This window comes from Pseudomonas sp. NFR09, from assembly GCF_900111535.1.
In the GTDB taxonomy this organism is placed as follows: Bacteria; Pseudomonadota; Gammaproteobacteria; order Pseudomonadales; family Pseudomonadaceae; genus Aquipseudomonas; species Aquipseudomonas extremorientalis.
In genome coordinates this window covers 92,477-110,516 of the sequence record NZ_FOIH01000011.1, presented here as the reverse complement: position 1 = coordinate 110,516, position 18,040 = coordinate 92,477, and the positions used below count along the sequence as shown (strand labels likewise).

The window sequence follows — 18,040 nt, the reverse complement described above, 5'->3', positions numbered from 1 at the left end:
TAGTCGTCTGGGCGCTTAACCGAAGAAGCTCTGGCCGTTCTTGGCCATTTCACGCAGCTTCGCGGTCGGGTGGTACAGCGGGCCCAGATCAGCGTATTTGTCAGCCAGGGCAACGAACTCGGCCACACCGATGGAATCGATGTAGCGCAGTGCACCACCACGGAATGGAGGGAAACCAATACCGTACACCAGGCCCATATCGGCTTCGGCGGCGGTTTCTACGATACCGTCTTCCAGGCAACGCACGGTTTCCAGGCACAGGGCGATCATCATCCAGTTGATGATGTCTTCGTCGGACACCTCACGCTGCTCGTAGATGACCGGTGCCAGCACTTCGTGCACGGACGGGTCGGCCACTTTCTTCTGCTTGCCCTTCTTGTCCGCCTCGTAGGCGTAGAAGCCCTTGCCGTTCTTCTGGCCCAGGCGCTTGGCCTCGTACAGCGCGTCGATCGCCGAGCGGCGGTCGTCTTTCATGCGGTCCGGGAAGCCTTCAGCCATCACGTCGCGGCCGTGGTGGCCGGTGTCGATGCCGACCACGTCCATCAGGTACGCCGGGCCCATCGGCCAGCCGAATTTTTCCATGACCTTGTCGATGCGCACGAAGTCCACGCCAGCGCTGACCAACTTGGCGAAACCACCGAAGTACGGGAACAGCACGCGGTTGACCAGGAAGCCCGGGCAGTCATTGACTACGATCGGGTTCTTGCCCATTTTCTTGGCGTAGGCAACGGTAGTGGCCACGGCCAGCTCGCTGGACTTCTCGCCACGGATCACTTCCACCAGCGGCATCATGTGCACCGGGTTGAAGAAGTGCATGCCGACGAAGTTTTCCGGACGCTTGAGGGCCTTGGCCAGCAGCGAGATGGAAATGGTCGAAGTGTTGGACGCCAGGATAGTGTCGTCTTTGACCTGGGCTTCCACTTCAGCCAGTACGGCTTGCTTGACCTTCGGGTTCTCGACAACCGCTTCGACCACCAGGTCGACATGGCCGAAATCACCGTAGGACAGCGTAGGACGAATGCCGTTGAGCACTTCAGCCATCTTCGCTGCGGTCATGCGACCTTTGTCCACACGACCGACCAGCAGCTTGGCGGCTTCCGCCAGACCTTGTTCGATGCCGTGCTCGTTGATGTCTTTCATCAGGATCGGCGTGCCTTTGGACGCCGACTGATAGGCGATACCGCCGCCCATGATACCGGCGCCGAGTACGGCAGCCTGTTTCACGTCGCGAGCAATTTCGTCGTAGGCCTTGGCCTTTTTCTTCAGTTCCTGATCGTTCAGGAACAGGCCGATCAGGCTCTGGGCCGCCGAGGTCTTCGCCAGTTTGACGAAGCCCGCCGCTTCCACTTCCAGGGCCTTGTCGCGCCCGAAGTTCGCGGCTTTCTGGATGGTCTTGATCGCTTCAACCGGCGCTGGGTAGTTCGGGCCGGCCTGGCCAGCCACGAAACCCTTGGCGGTTTCGAACGACATCATCTGTTCGATGGCGTTGAGCTTGAGTTTTTCCAGTTTCGGCTGACGCTTGGCCTTGTAGTCAAACTCGCCGCTGATGGCGCCCTTGATCAGGTTCAGTGCGGCTTCGGCCAGCTTGTCCGGAGCGACAACTGCGTCGACGGCACCGACTTTCAGGGCGTCTTCAGCCTTGTTTTCCTTACCGGCGGCGATCCACTCGATGGCATTGTCGGCACCGATCAGGCGCGGCAAACGTACGGTGCCGCCAAAACCTGGGTAGATGCCCAGCTTGACTTCGGGCAGGCCGATCTTGGCGGTGGCGGACATGACGCGGAAGTCTGCCGCCAGGCACATTTCCAGGCCGCCGCCCAACGCGATGCCGTTGATGGCAGCGACGGTCGGTACGTTGAGGTCTTCGAAATCGCTGAAAATCTTGTTGGCTTCGAGGTTGCCAGCCACCAGCTCGGCATCGGGCAGCTTGAAGTTGTCGACGAATTCGGTGATATCAGCGCCGACGATGAACACGTCCTTGCCGCTGGAAACGATCACGCCCTTGACCGAAGCATCTGCTTTGATGGTGTCTACGGCCTGACGCAATTCATTCAGGGTTAGACGGTTGAACTTGTTGACGGACTCACCCTTGAGGTCGAATTTCAGTTCGACGATGCCACTTTCAAGAGCCTTAACCGTGATGGCTTTACCTTCGTAAATCATCAACTGATCTCCACGATATGGAAGCTGAACAGTACACATTGGACGCTGGCCTATGGGTTAGACATTGATGAAATCGTCAATGTTCACGCCAATCCGCCAGGCACACCCGCCAATGCGATAGTCGGGATTCTGTATGAGTCGTCTGACAGACAAACGCTCAATTCATACGCCCGTTTGATTTGGGTACGCCACCTTCATCCAATTCCGGGCAATTGTCAATCGCTCCAAAGGCTAGGAAAAACGCGACTTTCCAGTCAGTTCAGAACCTCGCGCCCACGCGCGCGCATTATCAATATTTATATATTCACGAAATCAATAATAGAAAAGATGTGGGAAAAGGCTGTACAGACTGGGATATGCGGCTAGGCTAGCCGCAACCAACGATTTACCGGCCTGCCTGGCCAACTCCAGCCCGATGATGACTGTCGGGCTTTTTATTGCCTGCGATTCAGGCCAACGCCTTGAGCAGCGCATCGATATCCTTCAACACGCTCGCCTCGCCCTTCTCGCCCCAATACAAGGCGATCATCTGCTTGTCTGCCTCGACCTTGTAGACGTTGGCCGGCAGCGTCGCAAAATGCGGCAACAACTTTTCATCGACGCACACTTCGCGCCATTGATTGACCCACACACCTGGATCCAACTGCCAATAACACCATATCGCCGGCGTGCTGCCGCGTCGTGGCCGACAGTACTGCGCGCAAGGGCTCGGCGGCTCCTGCTTGAGCCAGTGCGGCCACTCCTGGGGCGCCAATTGCATGGCCAGGCCGATACGGCGCGCCTCCATGCGCAGGGCCATGCGCCCGCTCTGGTGGCGCGACGGGCGCAACCATGCCAGGGGGCTCAGCAGCACCACAAAGATTGACACCACTATCCAGACCGTCATATGTGTACTCCCGAATTTACAGATGAGCGGATTTGATCTGACGCAACCCCATCCGCTTGAAAGCAGCCATACTGAATCTATTGCAGTCCCCCTGGAGGAACGCCTCATGCCCTACCAACATATTCTGGTCGCTGTCGATCTGACCGAAGAGTGCGATCCAGTGATCAAGCGCGCGCAGGAATCTGCATTGGCCAATGGTGCGGTGCTGTCGCTGGTGCATATCGTCGAGCCCATGGCCATGGCCTTTGGCGGTGACGTTCCGATGGACCTTTCCCAGTTGCAGCAACAACAATTCGACCAGGCCAAGGAGCGTCTGGACCGCTTGATTCTCAAGTACCCGCACCTGAAAAAGGAAGACTGCCACCTGACCTACGGCCAACCGCGCCAGGAAATCCACCACCTGGCCAAGGAAAAAGGTTGTGATCTGATCGTGGTCGGCAGCCATGGCCGTCATGGGCTCGCATTGCTGCTAGGCTCCACGGCCAACGATGTACTGCATGGTGCGCCATGCGATGTGCTGGCGGTGAAGCTGCTCAAAAGCTCGTAAGACCAACAGGGGGTTTGCCCCCTGCCACATTTTGAATCGCATTTCATATGAAAAACCCGGTGTTCATCCAAATGAACACCGGGTTTTTCAATGCATTTGGATCAATCAGGCATCCAACTCAGCCCAACGCTCGACCAACACTTCCAGCTCCTGGTTCAGTTTCTCCAGGGAAGCGATGACCTCGGCGGTTTCCGCCGCCGGACGCAGGTAGAACCCCGCGTCAGCCATTTGCGCTTCTACCGCGGCAATCTGCTGTTCCTTGGCATCGATATCACCCGGCAAGGCTTCCAGCTCACGCTGCAGCTTGTAGCTGAGTTTCTTCCTGGTCGCCGGCGCAGCGTCCTGGGCCGGTGCAGCAGCAGCGACCACCGGGGTCACGACGGCGGAGTTCAAGTCGGCTTTGCCGGACTTGCTCTCGGTCACGCCCAGCAATCGCGGGGAACCGCCCTGGCGCAGCCAGTCCTGGTAACCACCGACGTATTCACGCACCTTGCCCTCACCTTCGAAGACCAGGGTGCTGGTAACCACGTTGTCGAGGAATGCCCGGTCGTGGCTCACCATCAGCACGGTGCCGTTGAAGGTCAGCAGCACTTCTTCCAACAGTTCGAGGGTTTCCACGTCGAGGTCGTTGGTCGGTTCGTCGAGGACCAGCAGGTTGGCCGGCTTGCTGAACAGCTTGGCCAGCAGCAGGCGCGCACGCTCACCACCGGACAAGGCTTTCACCGGGGTACGCGCACGCTGCGGGCTGAACAGGAAGTCGCCCAGGTAGCTGAGCACGTGACGGCTCTGGCCGTCGATATCGATAAAGTCGCGGCCTTCGGCGACGTTGTCGATCACGGTTTTTTCCAGGTCCAACTGATGGCGCAACTGGTCGAAGTAGGCCACGTCGATCCGCGTGCCCTCCTCCACTTTACCGCTGGTCGGCTGCAGGCCGTTGAGCATCAGCTTGAGCAAGGTGGTCTTGCCGGTGCCGTTGGCGCCCAGCAGGCCGATACGGTCACCGCGCTGCAGGACCATGGAGAAGTCCTTGATCAGGAACGGGCCGTCCGGGTGATGGAAGCTGACGTTCTCAAGCACCATCACCTGCTTGCCCGACTTGTCGGCGGTGTCCAGTTGGATATTGGCCTTGCCGGTACGCTCGCGACGCTCGCTGCGCTCGACACGCAGGGCTTTAAGGGCGCGTACGCGGCCTTCGTTACGGGTGCGGCGGGCCTTGATGCCCTGGCGGATCCAGACTTCTTCCTGGGCCAGTTTCTTGTCGAACAGCGCGTTGGCGGTTTCTTCGGCGGCCAGCGCGGCTTCCTTGTGCACCAGGAAGCTGGCGTAGTCGCCGTTCCAGTCGATCAGGCCGCCACGGTCCAGTTCCAGGATGCGCGTTGCCAGGTTCTGCAGGAAGGAACGGTCGTGCGTGATGAACAGCACGGCGCCCTGGAATTCCTTGAGGGCTTCTTCCAGCCAGGCAATCGCGCCGATGTCCAAGTGGTTGGTCGGTTCGTCGAGCAGCAGCAGGTCCGGCTCGGACACCAACGCCTGGGCCAGCAATACGCGACGACGCCAGCCGCCGGACAACTCGGCGAGGGTCTTGTCCGCCGGCAGTTGCAGGCGACTCAGGGTACTGTCGACCAACTGCTGCAAGCGCCAGCCATCACGAGCTTCCAGGTCTTGCTGGACGTGCATCAGCTTGTTCAGGTCATCTTCGGTGACACAGTTCTGTGCCAGGTGATGGTATTCGGCGAGCAGTGCGCCAACGCCGTCGAGGCCTTCGGCAACCACGTCGAACACTGTCCGTCCGTCGGCCACCGGCAATTCTTGCGGCAATTCGCCGATCTTGAGGCCCGGCGCGCGCCATACGGAGCCGTCATCGGGCTTCTGATCGCCCTTGACCAGCTTCATCATGCTGGATTTGCCGGTGCCGTTGCGGCCGATGATGCACACCCGCTCACCACGGGCGATCTGCCAGGACACCTTGTCCAACAACGGCATGGCGCCGAAAGCAAGGGACACATCGCTGAATTTGAGCAGGGTCATACGCTTCTCCAAAAACTGGGCGCGCATTCTACCTGAGTTAGGGGCTGAGGCGGCCGGGATTTTCTCAGTCGACATACTCTGAGAGACATTTCCGAGGAACTTGAACGAAGCGGCGGTCAAAGCTTTCATCGGCGTCAGGCAAAAGGCTAAGCTAGGGGCAATCAGTGTCGGCAGCGCCGGCACTTGTCCAGATTCCTCTGCACGGACGTCTCATGCGCAGTCGCCTTTTCAACTTTTTATCTTGTCTGCTTCTTTCCGCCACCGCCGTCCAATCCGCCCAGGCCGTGGACCTCACCACCCAACGTCAATATTACGATGAAGCCAAACGCGCCCTGGCCAAGGGCGATACCGGCCCGTACATGCAATACAGCCAGGCCTTGGCCGACTACCCGCTGACGCCCTACCTGGCCTACGACGAACTGACCGCTCGCCTGAAAACCGCGAGCAACCAGGAAATCGAGCAATTCCTCGCCAAAAACGGCGACCTGCCCCAGGCCAACTGGATGAAACTGCGCTGGTTGCGCTGGTTGGCCGAGCGCGGCGACTGGCAGACCTTTGAAAAGTACTACGACTCCAAGCTCAATTTCGTCGAACTGGACTGCCTGCACGGCCAGTACCAGCTCACCCATAATCTGAAGGCCGAAGGCTACAAGACCGCCGAAAAACTCTGGATGACCGGCAAGTCTCAACCGGCTGCCTGCGATGTCACCTTTGGCCAATGGGCGGCTGACGGCCAACTCACCGAACAGAAGATCTGGGACCGCGCCAAACTCGCCGCCGAAGCACGCAACTACGCGCTGGCCAACAGCCTGGTAAAAACCCTGCGCACGCTGGGCCCTCAAGGCCGCCTGATGGTGGACGTGGCGCAAAAGCCCGACATGCTCAGTGACCCATCGCGCTTCCTGCCGGCCACCGAGGCCATGTCTGACGCCGTGGGCCTGGGCCTGCGTCGCCTGGCACGCCAGGATCCGGACAAGGCCATGGCCCTGCTCGATGGCTACGCCAGCAGCATGCACTTCTCCCGTGACGAAAAAGTGTCGATCGCCCGGGAAATCGGTCTCACCCTGGCCAAGCGCTATGACCCGCGCGCCCTGGAGGTGATGACCAAGTACGATCCCGAGTTGCGCGACAACACTGTGTCCGAGTGGCGCCTGCGCCTGCTGCTGCGCCTGGCCCGCTGGGAAGACGCCTACCAGTTGACCCGCAAACTGCCACAAGACCTGGCTACCACCAACCGCTGGCGCTACTGGCAGGCCCGCAGCCTGGAACTGGCCGAGCCGAAGAACCCGCAAGCGCTGGTCCTGTACAAGCACCTGGCGCAGGAGCGTGACTTCTATGGGTTCCTGGCCGCTGATCGCTCCAAGGCGCCGTACCAGTTGAAGAACAAACCGTTGCTGATGAGCCAGGCGCTGGTCAACAAGGTACGCAATACCCCTGGCGTGCGCCGTGCACTGGAATTCTATGCGCGTGGCCAGGTGGTGGATGGCCGCCGTGAGTGGTACCACGTCAGCCGTCACTTCAACCGTGACGAAATGGTCGCCCAGGCCAAGCTGGCCTATGACATGAAGTGGTACTTCCCGGCCATCCGCACCATCAGCCAGGCGCAGTACTGGGACGACCTGGACATCCGCTTCCCGATGGCCCACCGCGATACCCTGGTGCGTGAAGCCAAGGTGCGCGGCCTGCATTCCAGCTGGGTGTTCGCAATCACTCGCCAGGAAAGCGCCTTCATGGACGACGCCCGCTCCGGCGTCGGCGCCAGCGGCCTGATGCAACTGATGCCCGGCACCGCCAAGGAAACCGCACGCAAGTTCAGCATCCCCCTGGCCTCCCCGGCCCAGGTGCTGGACCCGGATAAAAACATCCAGCTCGGCGCCGCCTATCTGAGCCAGGTGCACAGCCAGTTCAACGGCAACCGCGTGCTCGCCTCCGCCGCCTACAACGCCGGACCGGGTCGCGTACGCCAGTGGCTGCGCGGCGCCGATCACCTGAGTTTCGATGTGTGGGTGGAGAGCATCCCGTTCGACGAAACCCGTCAGTATGTGCAGAACGTGCTGTCTTATTCGGTGATCTACGGGCAGAAGCTCAACTCACCGCAACCGCTGGTGGATTGGCATGAGCGGTACTTTGATGATCAGTAACAGGAGAAGCTTCAAGCGGTAAGATTGAAGTTTCGATAGAAATGCCCGCATTGAGAGATGCGGGCATTTTTTATGGGGCGCCAGGACGTTCACTTTGCGCAGCTTCGGCTAAAGCCAGGTTCAACGCCTGCAGCATGAACTCAACGAACGGGGTCGCTTCCGCTTGCTGGTCGGCTGCCGACAGCGCGGCGTAGTAAGCATCCTGTTGTTCCCGAATCACAGCTTCCACCGGCAGGTAAGCCAATACAGGACGCCACTGGCTAAGAATCAACGTTTGCCAGAGTCGTCCCATCCGCCCATTTCCGTCGGCAAATGGATGGATAAACTCGAATTCATAATGAAATACGCAACTGGCGATCAACGGGTGCCAATTGGAAACAGCCAGCCATTGCAGCAAATCGTCCACAAGATGTGTGACACGGCTGGCGGGCGGTGCCATATGAACCAATTGCTCACCACGATAGATGCCGACTCCTGACTGCCGGAATCGACCCGCATCATCGATCAATCCAAACATCAGCAATTCATGCGCCTTGAGCAAGTCAACTCGATCGCTCGGACTCCACTGCGTCATAGCCTCGTAAGTGGCAAATGCATTACGCACTTCCTGGATTTCCCGAGGCAGGCCCAACACTCGTTTACCTTCCAGAACGGCAGTCACTTGCTCGACGCTGAGAGTATTGTTCTCGATAGCCAATGAGGCCTGGATGGTGCGAATGCGATTGCCACGCCTGAGCTGAGGCGTCTGGCGATTATCATCACCGACTGAAAGTTGACCTATCTGCTCACTGATATCGGCTACCAGGGTGAGCATCTTTGTAGTCAGGGTCAACGGAGGTTGATAACGGCTCATGTCCTCATCCAGCTCAATCACGAAAAAACACATGATGCCTCAAGGGCGCCGCATTGCGCAGCTTCAATCAATTTCCACCCCATCATTGAACTGCAACGCCGCCAACCTTGCATACAACGCATTGCTCGCAATCAACTGCTGATGCGTCCCCACGGCCACCAGCTTGCCCTGGTCCATCACGGCAATGCGGTCGGCGTTCTTCACCGTGGCCAGTCGATGGGCGATCACGAGGGTGGTGCGCCCTTGCATCAGTTGCGGCAGCGCTTGCTGGATCAGGTGTTCACTCTGGGCATCGAGGGCGCTGGTGGCTTCGTCCAGCAGCAGGATCGGTGCGTCCACCAGCAAGGCGCGGGCGATGGCCAGGCGCTGGCGTTGACCGCCGGAGAGGCCCATGCCGCCGTCGCCCAGGTGGGTCTGGTAGCCGTCGGGCATTTGCAGGATGAAATCGTGGGCGTGGGCAATGCGCGCCGCCGCTTCGACCTGTTCCTGGGTGGCCGTCGGGTGGCCGTAGCGGATGTTCTCTTCGACGCTGCCAAAGAACAGCGCCGGGCTCTGGGACACCAGGGCGAAGTGGCGGCGCAGGTCCATGGGGTCGAGTTCGGTCAGCGGGTGGCCTTCAATCAGGATGCGGCCTTGCTGGGGGTCGTAGAAGCGCAACAGCAGGTCGAAGATCGTCGATTTGCCCGCACCGGATGGGCCGACCAACGCCAGGGTTTCACCAGGATTGATGGTCAGGTTCAGGCCGTCGATGGCGTAGCTGTCCGGCCGTGAAGGGTAGGAAAAGCGCAGGTCCTGCAGTTCCATGCGCCCGCTGACCCGGGCCGGCAGTCGGACAGTACCGGCGACCGGCGCCTGGATGTCGTTGCTCGACTGCAGCAACTCGCCAATGCGCTCGGCGGCACCGGCGGCACGTTGCAGCTCGCCGAGCACCTCGCTGAGGGTGCCGACCGCGCTGCCGACGATCAGGCTGTAGAACACAAACGCCGCCAGTTCACCGCCGGAAATGCGCCCGCTGATCACGTCCATGCCGCCGACCCACAACATCACGCCCACGGCACCGAGTACCAGCATGATCACCAGGGTAATCAGCCAGGCCCGCTGGGTGATGCGCTTGCGTGCGGTGGTGAAGGCGTCTTCCACGGTCACGGCGAAGCGCTGTTCGTCCTGCACCTGGTGGTTGTACGCCTGCACGGTCTTGATCTGGCCGAGGGTCTCGGACACATAGCTGCCCACATCGGCGATGCGGTCCTGGCTCTGACGCGACAGACTGCGCACCCGGCGGCCGAAGATCAGGATCGGCGCCAGCACCAGCGGCAGCGCCACCACCACGATGCTGGTGAGCTTGGGATTGGTGACAAACAGCAGCACGATACCGCCGATGACCATCAAGGCATTGCGCAGGAACAACGACAGCGAGGAACCGATCACCGATTGCAGCAGCGTGGTATCAGTGGTCAGCCGCGACTGGATTTCCGAACTGCGGTTGTTCTCATAGAAGCCCGGATGCAGGTAGATCAGGTGGTTGAACACCTGCCGGCGAATATCCGCGACCACCCGTTCGCCGATCCACGACACCAGGTAGAACCGCGCAAAGGTGCCGACCGCCAGGCCCAGCACCAGGATCATGAACAGCCCGATGGACTGATTGAGCAGGTGCGGTGACTGCGTCATGAACCCCTGGTCCACCAGCAGGCGGATGCCCTGCCCCATGGACAAGGTGATGCCAGCCGTGACGATCAGCGCCAACAGGGCGCCAAGCGCCTGCCAGCGGTAGGGCGCGATGAAGCGACTGGCCAGGCGAATGGCACGGCGTTGGCGGACTGAGAACATGGAGGGCATCACCGATAAGGAGTCTGTATACCTACATGGGGGGAACTTGGGCGAATAGCAATGAGTCAGGTTAATTATGCCCGCCGATGCTGATCCCTAGAGGCTATCGGTCTAACCCCCGGCTGGAAATATGTATCGGTTTCTGGTGGACTGGGAGTGCGTACCGCTGACCTGGCAGGGAGTTGTAACAGCCTGGTCACGCGCGGGTTTTAGAATAGGTACACAACCTGATGAGGAGACAGGCCATGACCTTGCAGAACAGCAGCGATGCCAAGATTGAAGTGATCCGCCAGCCGCAGCAGTTGCCTTGCTCGTACATCGATGCCCAGGGCCGCGAAGTGCAGATCACCGAAAAGATGATCCAGCAAGCGTGCAGCGAACTGGAACAGCGACTGGTCAAGCCTGCACAGCAAGGCTGAAGCGCCCACGCTCGTTCAAACCCGGCCCTGGTGGCCGGGTTTTTTATCGGGTATCTAAACCGCTACTGCGCCCAACGCGGACACGATGTTGGACAACACCGCCGACTCACCCTGGATGCGCACCTTCAAACCATCGATCTCGCGGCGCTCGGGGTAGTGCTTGCGCAGCAGGTCAAACGCCTTGCGCTGCTCGTCCACCGTTCCTACGAGGCTGCGGCGGAAATCCGCATCATCCCGGCGTGGGTCGTACACGCTGCGGCACAGGGTCGCCAGTGCCCACGCGGGGTCGGTGGAAGCATTCAACTGCACCTCGGCCAACCACGGTGGCGGCAGCAGGTCACTCAAGTGAATGCTCGGTTCCTGGCCCTGGTGCGCGCAGAACGCCTGATAGATCTGCGCCGTGCCGCGCTGCTTGCCGTCCAGGCTGTAGCCGGCGATATGCGGCGTGGCCAATACACACAGGTCAGCCAGGTCGACGTCCACCTGCGGCTCGCCCTCCCACACATCCAGCACCGCTTGCAGGTCTTCGCGGTCCAGCAGCACTTCGCGCAGGGCGGCATTGTCGACCACCGGGCCACGGCTGGCGTTGATCAGCCAGGTGCCAGGCTTGAGCTGCTCAAGACGCTGGCGGTCGAACAGGTGCCAGGTGGAGCCGTTGCCGGACTTGGTCAGCGGGGTGTGCAGGCTGATCACGTCGCATTGCTCGATGATCTGCGCCAGGCTGACGTAATCGCCGTCTTCGGCGATTTGCCGGGGCGGGTCGCAGACCAGCACGTTCCAGCCCAGGGCCTTGAGTACCTTGACCAGTCGCCCGCCGACTTCACCGGCACCCACTACGCCATAGGTGCGCTGGTTGAGGTCAGCGCCCTCGATCTCGGCCAGGGTCTGCAGGCTGCCCAGCACATAGTCCACCACACCGCGGGCGTTACAGCCGGGGGCGCTGGACCATTGGATGCCGGCCTGCTGGAAGTAGTCGAGGTCCAGGTGATCGGTGCCGATGGTGCAAGTGCCGACAAAGCGCACGTTCGTGCCATCGAGCAAGGCACGATTGACGTTGGTCACCGAGCGCACCAACAACACGTCGGCCTGCTCGACCGTCGCACGGTCGATGGAACGGCCAGGCACACGGCGAATCTCGCCGAAACCCTGGAAGAAGGCATCGAGCAGCGGAATATTTTCGTCGGCAACAATCAGCATGGCAGGCTCCTTAGGCGGACCCGCAGTGTACAGGGATCGCAGCCCTCGCTTACAAATCGCTAACACAGGTTTTTTCCTGACCGATGCGTCAGCGCGTAGAATCCGCCGTCCTGCGCTTGCTTCGACTGGACACCTGCACGTGAACACTGCCGCCGCCCCCCTTACCCGCCCCGCCCGCATCCGCCGGGAAGTGCGCGGCCTGCTGACGCTCGCCCTGCCGATCATGATCGGCCAACTGGCCACCACGGCGATGAGCTTTGTCGATGCGGTGATGGCCGGACGCGTCAGCCCCCAAGACCTGGCGGCGGTGGGCCTGGGCAACTCGATCTGGATTCCGGTGTACCTCTTGATGACCGGCACACTGCTGGCCACCACGCCCAAAGTCGCCCAGCGCTACGGTGCCGGGCAGTTCAGCGAGATCGGCCCGCTGGTGCGCCAATCACTGTGGCTGGCGCTGGTGGTGGGTATCACGGCAGCGCTGTTGCTGCTCTGCGCCGAGCCCATCCTGCATGCCATGAAAGTCGAACCCGACCTGATCAAACCGTCCATGGGCTACCTGCACGGCATCGCCGCGGGCATGCCGGCCATCGCGTTCTACTACGTATTGCGCTGCTTCAGTGATGGCCTGGGCCGCACCCGGCCCAGCATGGTCATGGGCCTGTGTGGTTTGGCGCTGAACATTCCACTGAACTACATCTTCATCTACGGCCACCTGGGCATACCGGCCATGGGCGGCGTGGGCTGCGGCTGGGCCACGGCCATTGCGATGTGGGTGATGATGCTCGGCCTGGCCGGATGGACCCGCTGGGGACCGGCCTACCAGAGCAGCGAACTGTTCAAGCGTTTCGACTGGCCGCAGTGGGCGGTGATCAAGCGCGTGCTTGGGATTGGCTTGCCGATTGGCATCGCGATCTTTGCCGAATCGAGCATTTTTGCGGTCATCGCCCTGCTGATCGGCAGCCTCGGCGCCACGGTGGTCTCGGGCCATCAGATCGCGCTGAACGTCAGCTCGCTGGTGTTCATGATTCCCTACTCCCTGAGCATGGCCGTGACAGTGCGTGTCGGCCAGGCCCTGGGCCGTGGGGAACCGCGTGAAGCGCGTTTTGCCGCAGGGGTCGGCATGGGCACGGCGCTGGCCTACGCCTGCCTGTCCTGCAGCCTGATGTTGCTGCTTCGCGAACAGATTGCCGCGATCTACACCCCGGACCCGATCGTCATCCACCTGGCCTCCACGCTGATCGTGTTTTCAGCGCTGTTCCAATTCAGTGATTCGATCCAGGTCACTGCTGCCGGTGCCTTGCGTGGCTACCAGGACACCCGTGTCACCATGGTGCTGACCTTGTTCGCCTACTGGGGGGTGGGCCTGCCGGTGGGTTACGCCCTGGGCCTGACCGACTGGCTCGGCGAACCAAGCGGCCCGAGCGGCTTGTGGCAGGGGCTGATCGTGGGCCTGAGCTGCGCCGCGGGGATGCTGCTGGTGCGTCTGGCGCGCAGTGCACGCCGGCGCATCCGCGCAGAAAAAGCGCAGGGTTAAGCAGACTTCTTGCGGATCCAGTACAGGTACGTACCCGCCTGTTCCTGCTGATCCACCAGTTCGTGGTCCAGGAACACGCAGAACTTGGGGATATCGCGACGCGTGGACGGGTCGGTCGCGATCACCTTGAGCAGGCCGCCGGGCGGCAGGTCGCGGATATGCTGGTGCAGCATCATCACCGGCTCCGGGCAGTTGAGGCCGGTGGCGTCGAGGGTGGCGTCGACGGGCAAATCGAGGTTCATACATCACTCCTGAAACGGATGCCGCTCCAAAGGTGGGAGCGGGCTTGCCCGCGAAGACACGGGCACATTCAACATTAGTTTCGACTGTTATACCGCTTTCGCGGGCAAGCCCGCTCCCACAGGGGTCCTGTGGTGATTTCAACTGTTCAGCGAGCCTTGGGTTTCTTCGCTGTTTCCAATCGACGCAAATGGCAGGTCACTTCCTCACGGTCGTGGTACAGCTGCTTGCAGCCGATCTCCACACGAATGCCACGCGCCTTGAAGCCGTCCTCGATGCGCTCCAGCAAACGCTTCACTTCGGCGTAGCGCTGCTTCATCGGCAACTTCAAGTTGACCACCGCCTCGCGGCAATGCCCTTCGCCGATCCAGGTTTCCAGCAGCGCGGCGTTACGCGCCGGCTTCTCGACGATGTCGCAGACCATCCAGTCCACCGGCTGTTTGGGCACGAAGGTGAAGCCGTCGGCCATCAGGTGCTGGACCAGGCCGGTGTCCATCAGGCTTTCGGCCATGGGGCCGTTGTCGATGGCGGTCACCAGCATGCCGCGGTTGACCAGTTGCCAGGTCCAGCCGCCCGGGGCCGCGCCGAGGTCGACACCGGTCATGTCGCCGTGCAGACGCTCGTCCCACTGGTCGCGGGGGATGAAGTGGTGCCAGGCCTCTTCCAGCTTCAGGGTCGAGCGGCTGGGCGCCTCGCGGGGGAACTTGAGGCGCGGGATGCCCATCGGCCACATCGCCGAGTTATTCGACTCGGCCAGGCCCATGAACACTTCGCGGCCGCTCTTGAAGGTCAGTAGCAGGCGCGGTTTGCTCGGGTCGTCCACCAGCTTGCCAGCGTTGAGCAACGCCTTGCGCAAGTGCACTTCGAATTTCTTGCAGAAGTTCGACAGCTCCTTGCCGTCGTTGGTATCGACCATCTCCAGCCACAGGCTGCCGCACACCGGGAAGTCGCGCAGGTGGGCGAGGATCACGCTGATGCGGTCGGTTTCCGGCAGGTCGATGAATACCCCGCGCGCCCACTGCCTGGGGAAGATCAGCTCGGCAAAGCGCTGGCCGTGCATCAAGCGCTGGGCGCCGTCTTCTTCGGTGCAGACGAATTCGGCGCAGGCGCTGCCGGTCTTGGCCTTGGCGTAGCCGGAAACGTTCAGGCGCGCGGCGTGTTCCGCGATCTCGGAACAGACTTCGCCTTCAAAACCCGGGCGGCAGTGCATAAAAAGGGTGTTCATTGAATCTCCTGGCAACTGGCTTGCGCTATCGCAATACCTGTCATGAAAACCCGCGCATGATAACGGAGTTCGGAACCTTGGACTTAACGATAGAGTCCAGTTATTAGCCTGCTAATGAAAACAGGGCTAAGTTGATAGCTCTGTTCGTCCCGTCGGGTCCGTAGCCGTGCGGACCATAAGGAGTTGTGTCATGTCATCGCTTGATAGCCTGAGAACCCTTAAAACACTGCAAATCGACAACAAGACCTATCACTACTTCAGTTTGCCGGAGGCCGCCAAGAGCCTGGGTGACCTCGACAAGCTGCCGATGTCGCTCAAGGTGCTGCTGGAAAACCTGCTGCGCTGGGAAGACGACAAGACCGTCACCGGCGCCGACCTCAAGGCCATTGCCGCGTGGCTCAAGGAACGCCAGTCCGACCGCGAGATCCAGTACCGCCCGGCCCGGGTATTGATGCAAGACTTCACCGGCGTACCCGCCGTGGTCGACCTGGCCGCCATGCGCGCCGCCGTGGCCAAGGCCGGGGGCGACCCGCAGCGCATCAACCCGCTGTCCCCGGTGGACCTGGTGATCGACCACTCGGTGATGGTCGACAAGTTCGGCAGCACCAGTGCCTTTGAGCAGAACGTCGACATCGAGATGCAGCGCAACGGCGAACGCTACGCCTTCCTGCGCTGGGGCCAGAGCGCATTCGACAACTTCAGCGTGGTGCCGCCGGGCACCGGCATCTGCCACCAGGTCAACCTCGAATACCTGGGCCGCACGGTGTGGACCAAAGACGAAAACGGCCGCACCTATGCCTTCCCGGACACCCTGGTCGGCACCGACTCCCACACCACCATGATCAACGGCCTTGGCGTACTCGGCTGGGGCGTGGGCGGGATCGAGGCGGAAGCGGCGATGCTCGGCCAACCGGTGTCGATGCTGATCCCGGAAGTGATCGGCTTCAAGCTCACCGGCAAATTGAAGGAAGGCATCACCGCCACCGACCTGGTGCTGACCGTGACCCAGATGCTGCGCAAAAAGGGCGTGGTGGGCAAGTTCGTCGAGTTCTACGGCGACGGCCTGGCCGACCTGCCGTTGGCCGACCGCGCCACCATCGCCAACATGGCCCCGGAATACGGCGCCACCTGCGGCTTTTTCCCGGTGGATGAGGTGACACTGGACTACCTGCGCCTGTCCGGGCGCCCGACAGAAACCGTGAAGTTGGTCGAGGCGTACACCAAAGCCCAGGGCCTGTGGCGCAACGCCGGCCAGGAACCGGTATTCACCGACAGCCTGGCCCTCGACATGGGCAGCGTCGAAGCCAGCCTGGCCGGGCCGAAGCGCCCACAGGACCGCGTAGCCCTGCCGAATGTGGGCCAGGCCTTCAGCGACTTCCTCGACCTGCAATTCAAACCCACTACCAAGGAAGAAGGTCGCCTGGAAAGCGAAGGCGGCGGCGGCGTGGCCGTGGGTAATGCCGACCTGGAGGGAGAAGCCGACTACGAATACGAGGGCCAGACCTATCGCCTGAAAAACGGCGCGGTGGTGATCGCCGCGATCACCTCCTGCACCAACACCTCCAACCCCAGCGTGATGATGGCCGCCGGGCTGGTGGCGAAAAAGGCCGTGGAAAAGGGCCTGACCCGCAAGCCGTGGGTGAAAACCTCGCTGGCCCCCGGCTCCAAGGTGGTCACCGACTACTACAAGGCCGCCGGCCTGACCCAGTACCTGGACAAGCTCGGCTTCGACCTGGTCGGCTATGGCTGCACCACCTGCATCGGCAACTCCGGACCATTACCGGAGCCAATTGAAAAAGCCATCCAGAAGGCGGACCTCGCGGTGGCATCGGTGCTGTCCGGCAACCGCAACTTCGAGGGCCGGGTGCACCCACTGGTGAAAACCAACTGGTTGGCGTCGCCACCACTGGTCGTCGCTTATGCCCTGGCCGGCACCGTGCGCATCGATATCAGCAGCGAACCGCTGGGTAACGACCAACAAGGCAACCCGGTGTACCTCAAGGACATCTGGCCAAGCAGCAAAGAAATCGCCGACGCCGTGGCCCAGGTCAGCACCGGCATGTTCCACAAGGAATACGCCGAGGTGTTTGCCGGTGACGCGCAATGGCAAGCGATTGAAGTGCCACAGGCCGCCACCTACGTGTGGCAGAAGGACTCCACCTACATCCAGCATCCGCCGTTCTTCGATGATATTGCCGGCCCCCTGCCGGTGATCAAAGACGTCAAGGGCGCCAACGTGCTGGCCCTGTTGGGCGATTCGGTGACCACCGACCACATCTCCCCCGCCGGCAATATCAAGACCGACAGCCCCGCCGGCCGTTACCTGCGCGAACAAGGCGTTGAGCCTCGCGACTTCAACTCCTACGGCTCACGCCGTGGCAACCATGAAGTGATGATGCGCGGCACCTTTGCCAACATCCGTATCCGCAATGAAATGCTCGGCGGTGAGGAAGGCGGCAATACGCTGTACATCCCAACCGGCGAGAAAATGCCGATCTACGACGCCTCGATGAAATACCAGGCGTCGGGCACGCCGCTGGTGGTGATCGCCGGCCAGGAATACGGCACCGGCTCCAGCCGCGACTGGGCGGCCAAGGGCACCAACCTGCTGGGGGTGAAGGCGGTGATCGCCGAGAGTTTCGAGCGTATCCACCGCTCCAACCTGGTGGGCATGGGCGTGCTGCCATTGCAGTTCAAGCTGGACCAGAACCGCAAGTCGCTCAAGCTGACCGGCAAGGAGAAAATCGACATTCTCGGGCTGAGCGATGTGGAGATCGTTCCGCGCATGAACCTGACGCTGGTGATTACGCGGGAGGATGGCAGTACGGAGAAGGTTGAAGTGTTGTGCCGGATCGATACGTTGAATGAAGTGGAGTACTTCAAGTCGGGTGGCATCCTGCACTATGTGCTGCGCCAGTTGATCGCCAGCTAAAGATCAAAGGTGATCAAATGTGGGAGGGGGCTTGCCCCCGATGGC

Annotated in this window: 12 protein-coding genes and 1 pseudogene; 5 read left to right on the top strand and 8 right to left on the bottom strand. The window is 61.2% G+C overall.

Annotation, left to right across the window (positions count from 1 at the left end; all coding sequences use genetic code 11):
- Window positions 1-15: 15 nt before the first annotated feature.
- Together fadB and BMX59_RS23370 are read right to left on the bottom strand one after the other, a co-directional pair.
- On the bottom strand, window positions 16-2,163 hold the full coding sequence (fadB, locus tag BMX59_RS23375; RefSeq protein ID WP_034102543.1) for a fatty acid oxidation complex subunit alpha FadB: 2,148 nt from the start codon (window positions 2,161-2,163) through the stop codon (window positions 16-18).
- 448 nt (window positions 2,164-2,611) lie between these two features.
- On the bottom strand, window positions 2,612-3,049 hold the full coding sequence (locus tag BMX59_RS23370) for a hypothetical protein (RefSeq protein WP_093126180.1): 438 nt from the start codon (window positions 3,047-3,049) through the stop codon (window positions 2,612-2,614).
- A gap of 106 nt (window positions 3,050-3,155) precedes the next feature.
- Here BMX59_RS23370 and BMX59_RS23365 point away from each other — a divergent pair, with 106 nt between their 5' ends.
- Entirely contained in the window at window positions 3,156-3,596 is a 441-nt protein-coding gene (locus tag BMX59_RS23365) for a universal stress protein (protein WP_092247369.1), read from the top strand.
- Window positions 3,597-3,701: 105 nt separating this feature from the next.
- On the opposite strand, the gene BMX59_RS23360 is transcribed toward BMX59_RS23365, so the two are convergent.
- Window positions 3,702-5,624, bottom strand: coding sequence for an ATP-binding cassette domain-containing protein (locus BMX59_RS23360; protein WP_092247366.1), 1,923 nt, complete (start codon window positions 5,622-5,624; stop codon window positions 3,702-3,704).
- A gap of 212 nt (window positions 5,625-5,836) precedes the next feature.
- Between BMX59_RS23360 and BMX59_RS23355 the strand changes: the two genes are divergently transcribed.
- Window positions 5,837-7,765, top strand: a complete 1,929-nt coding sequence (locus BMX59_RS23355; protein WP_071489003.1) for a transglycosylase SLT domain-containing protein — start codon at window positions 5,837-5,839, stop codon at window positions 7,763-7,765.
- Window positions 7,766-7,853: 88 nt separating this feature from the next.
- Here BMX59_RS23355 and BMX59_RS23350 read toward each other — a convergent pair.
- Window positions 7,854-8,618, bottom strand: a pseudogene (locus BMX59_RS23350) (Fic family protein); the annotation flags it as partial.
- Window positions 8,619-8,681: 63 nt separating this feature from the next.
- A complete protein-coding gene (locus BMX59_RS23345) occupies window positions 8,682-10,457 on the bottom strand; it encodes an ABC transporter transmembrane domain-containing protein (protein ID WP_175486702.1) in 1,776 nt (591 codons plus the stop codon).
- 236 nt (window positions 10,458-10,693) lie between these two features.
- On the opposite strand from BMX59_RS23345, the gene BMX59_RS30540 reads away from it, so the two are divergent.
- On the top strand, window positions 10,694-10,867 hold the full coding sequence (locus BMX59_RS30540; RefSeq protein ID WP_165447908.1) for a PA1571 family protein: 174 nt from the start codon (window positions 10,694-10,696) through the stop codon (window positions 10,865-10,867).
- 54 nt (window positions 10,868-10,921) lie between these two features.
- On the opposite strand, the gene pdxB is transcribed toward BMX59_RS30540, so the two are convergent.
- Window positions 10,922-12,064: a 4-phosphoerythronate dehydrogenase PdxB gene (gene pdxB, locus BMX59_RS23340; protein ID WP_071489001.1), complete on the bottom strand. Its 1,143-nt coding sequence runs from the start codon at window positions 12,062-12,064 to the stop codon at window positions 10,922-10,924.
- A gap of 139 nt (window positions 12,065-12,203) precedes the next feature.
- Between pdxB and BMX59_RS23335 the strand changes: the two genes are divergently transcribed.
- Window positions 12,204-13,598 carry an MATE family efflux transporter gene (locus BMX59_RS23335; RefSeq protein WP_093126168.1) on the top strand — a complete coding sequence of 465 codons (1,395 nt, stop codon included), beginning with the start codon at window positions 12,204-12,206 and terminating at the stop codon, window positions 13,596-13,598.
- Here the strand turns inward: BMX59_RS23335 and tusA are convergent.
- Window positions 13,595-13,840 carry a sulfurtransferase TusA gene (gene tusA / locus BMX59_RS23330; protein ID WP_058425075.1) on the bottom strand — a complete coding sequence of 82 codons (246 nt, stop codon included), beginning with the start codon at window positions 13,838-13,840 and terminating at the stop codon, window positions 13,595-13,597. The two genes, BMX59_RS23335 and tusA, sit on opposite strands and share 4 nt — an antisense overlap.
- A 146-nt stretch (window positions 13,841-13,986) precedes the next feature.
- On the bottom strand, window positions 13,987-15,063 hold the full coding sequence (gene rlmM / locus BMX59_RS23325) for a 23S rRNA (cytidine(2498)-2'-O)-methyltransferase RlmM (RefSeq protein ID WP_071488999.1): 1,077 nt from the start codon (window positions 15,061-15,063) through the stop codon (window positions 13,987-13,989).
- 190 nt (window positions 15,064-15,253) lie between these two features.
- On the opposite strand from rlmM, the gene acnA reads away from it, so the two are divergent.
- Window positions 15,254-17,995, top strand: coding sequence for an aconitate hydratase AcnA (gene acnA / locus BMX59_RS23320; RefSeq protein ID WP_092247351.1), 2,742 nt, complete (start codon window positions 15,254-15,256; stop codon window positions 17,993-17,995).
- Window positions 17,996-18,040: the final 45 nt, after the last annotated feature.

Excerpts from the sequence above, each read along its gene's own strand:
- fadB (WP_034102543.1), bottom strand. The coding sequence starts at position 2,163 with ATGATTTACGAAGGTAAAGCCATCACGGTTAAGGCTCTTGAAAGTGGC.
- BMX59_RS23370 (WP_093126180.1), bottom strand. The coding sequence starts at position 3,049 with ATGACGGTCTGGATAGTGGTGTCAATCTTTGTGGTGCTGCTGAGCCCC.
- BMX59_RS23365 (WP_092247369.1), top strand. The coding sequence starts at position 3,156 with ATGCCCTACCAACATATTCTGGTCGCTGTCGATCTGACCGAAGAGTGC.
- BMX59_RS23360 (WP_092247366.1), bottom strand. The coding sequence starts at position 5,624 with ATGACCCTGCTCAAATTCAGCGATGTGTCCCTTGCTTTCGGCGCCATG.
- BMX59_RS23355 (WP_071489003.1), top strand. The coding sequence starts at position 5,837 with ATGCGCAGTCGCCTTTTCAACTTTTTATCTTGTCTGCTTCTTTCCGCC.
- BMX59_RS23345 (WP_175486702.1), bottom strand. The coding sequence starts at position 10,457 with ATGCCCTCCATGTTCTCAGTCCGCCAACGCCGTGCCATTCGCCTGGCC.
- BMX59_RS30540 (WP_165447908.1), top strand. The coding sequence starts at position 10,694 with ATGACCTTGCAGAACAGCAGCGATGCCAAGATTGAAGTGATCCGCCAG.
- pdxB (WP_071489001.1), bottom strand. The coding sequence starts at position 12,064 with ATGCTGATTGTTGCCGACGAAAATATTCCGCTGCTCGATGCCTTCTTC.
- tusA (WP_058425075.1), bottom strand. The coding sequence starts at position 13,840 with ATGAACCTCGATTTGCCCGTCGACGCCACCCTCGACGCCACCGGCCTC.
- rlmM (WP_071488999.1), bottom strand. The coding sequence starts at position 15,063 with ATGAACACCCTTTTTATGCACTGCCGCCCGGGTTTTGAAGGCGAAGTC.
- acnA (WP_092247351.1), top strand. The coding sequence starts at position 15,254 with ATGTCATCGCTTGATAGCCTGAGAACCCTTAAAACACTGCAAATCGAC.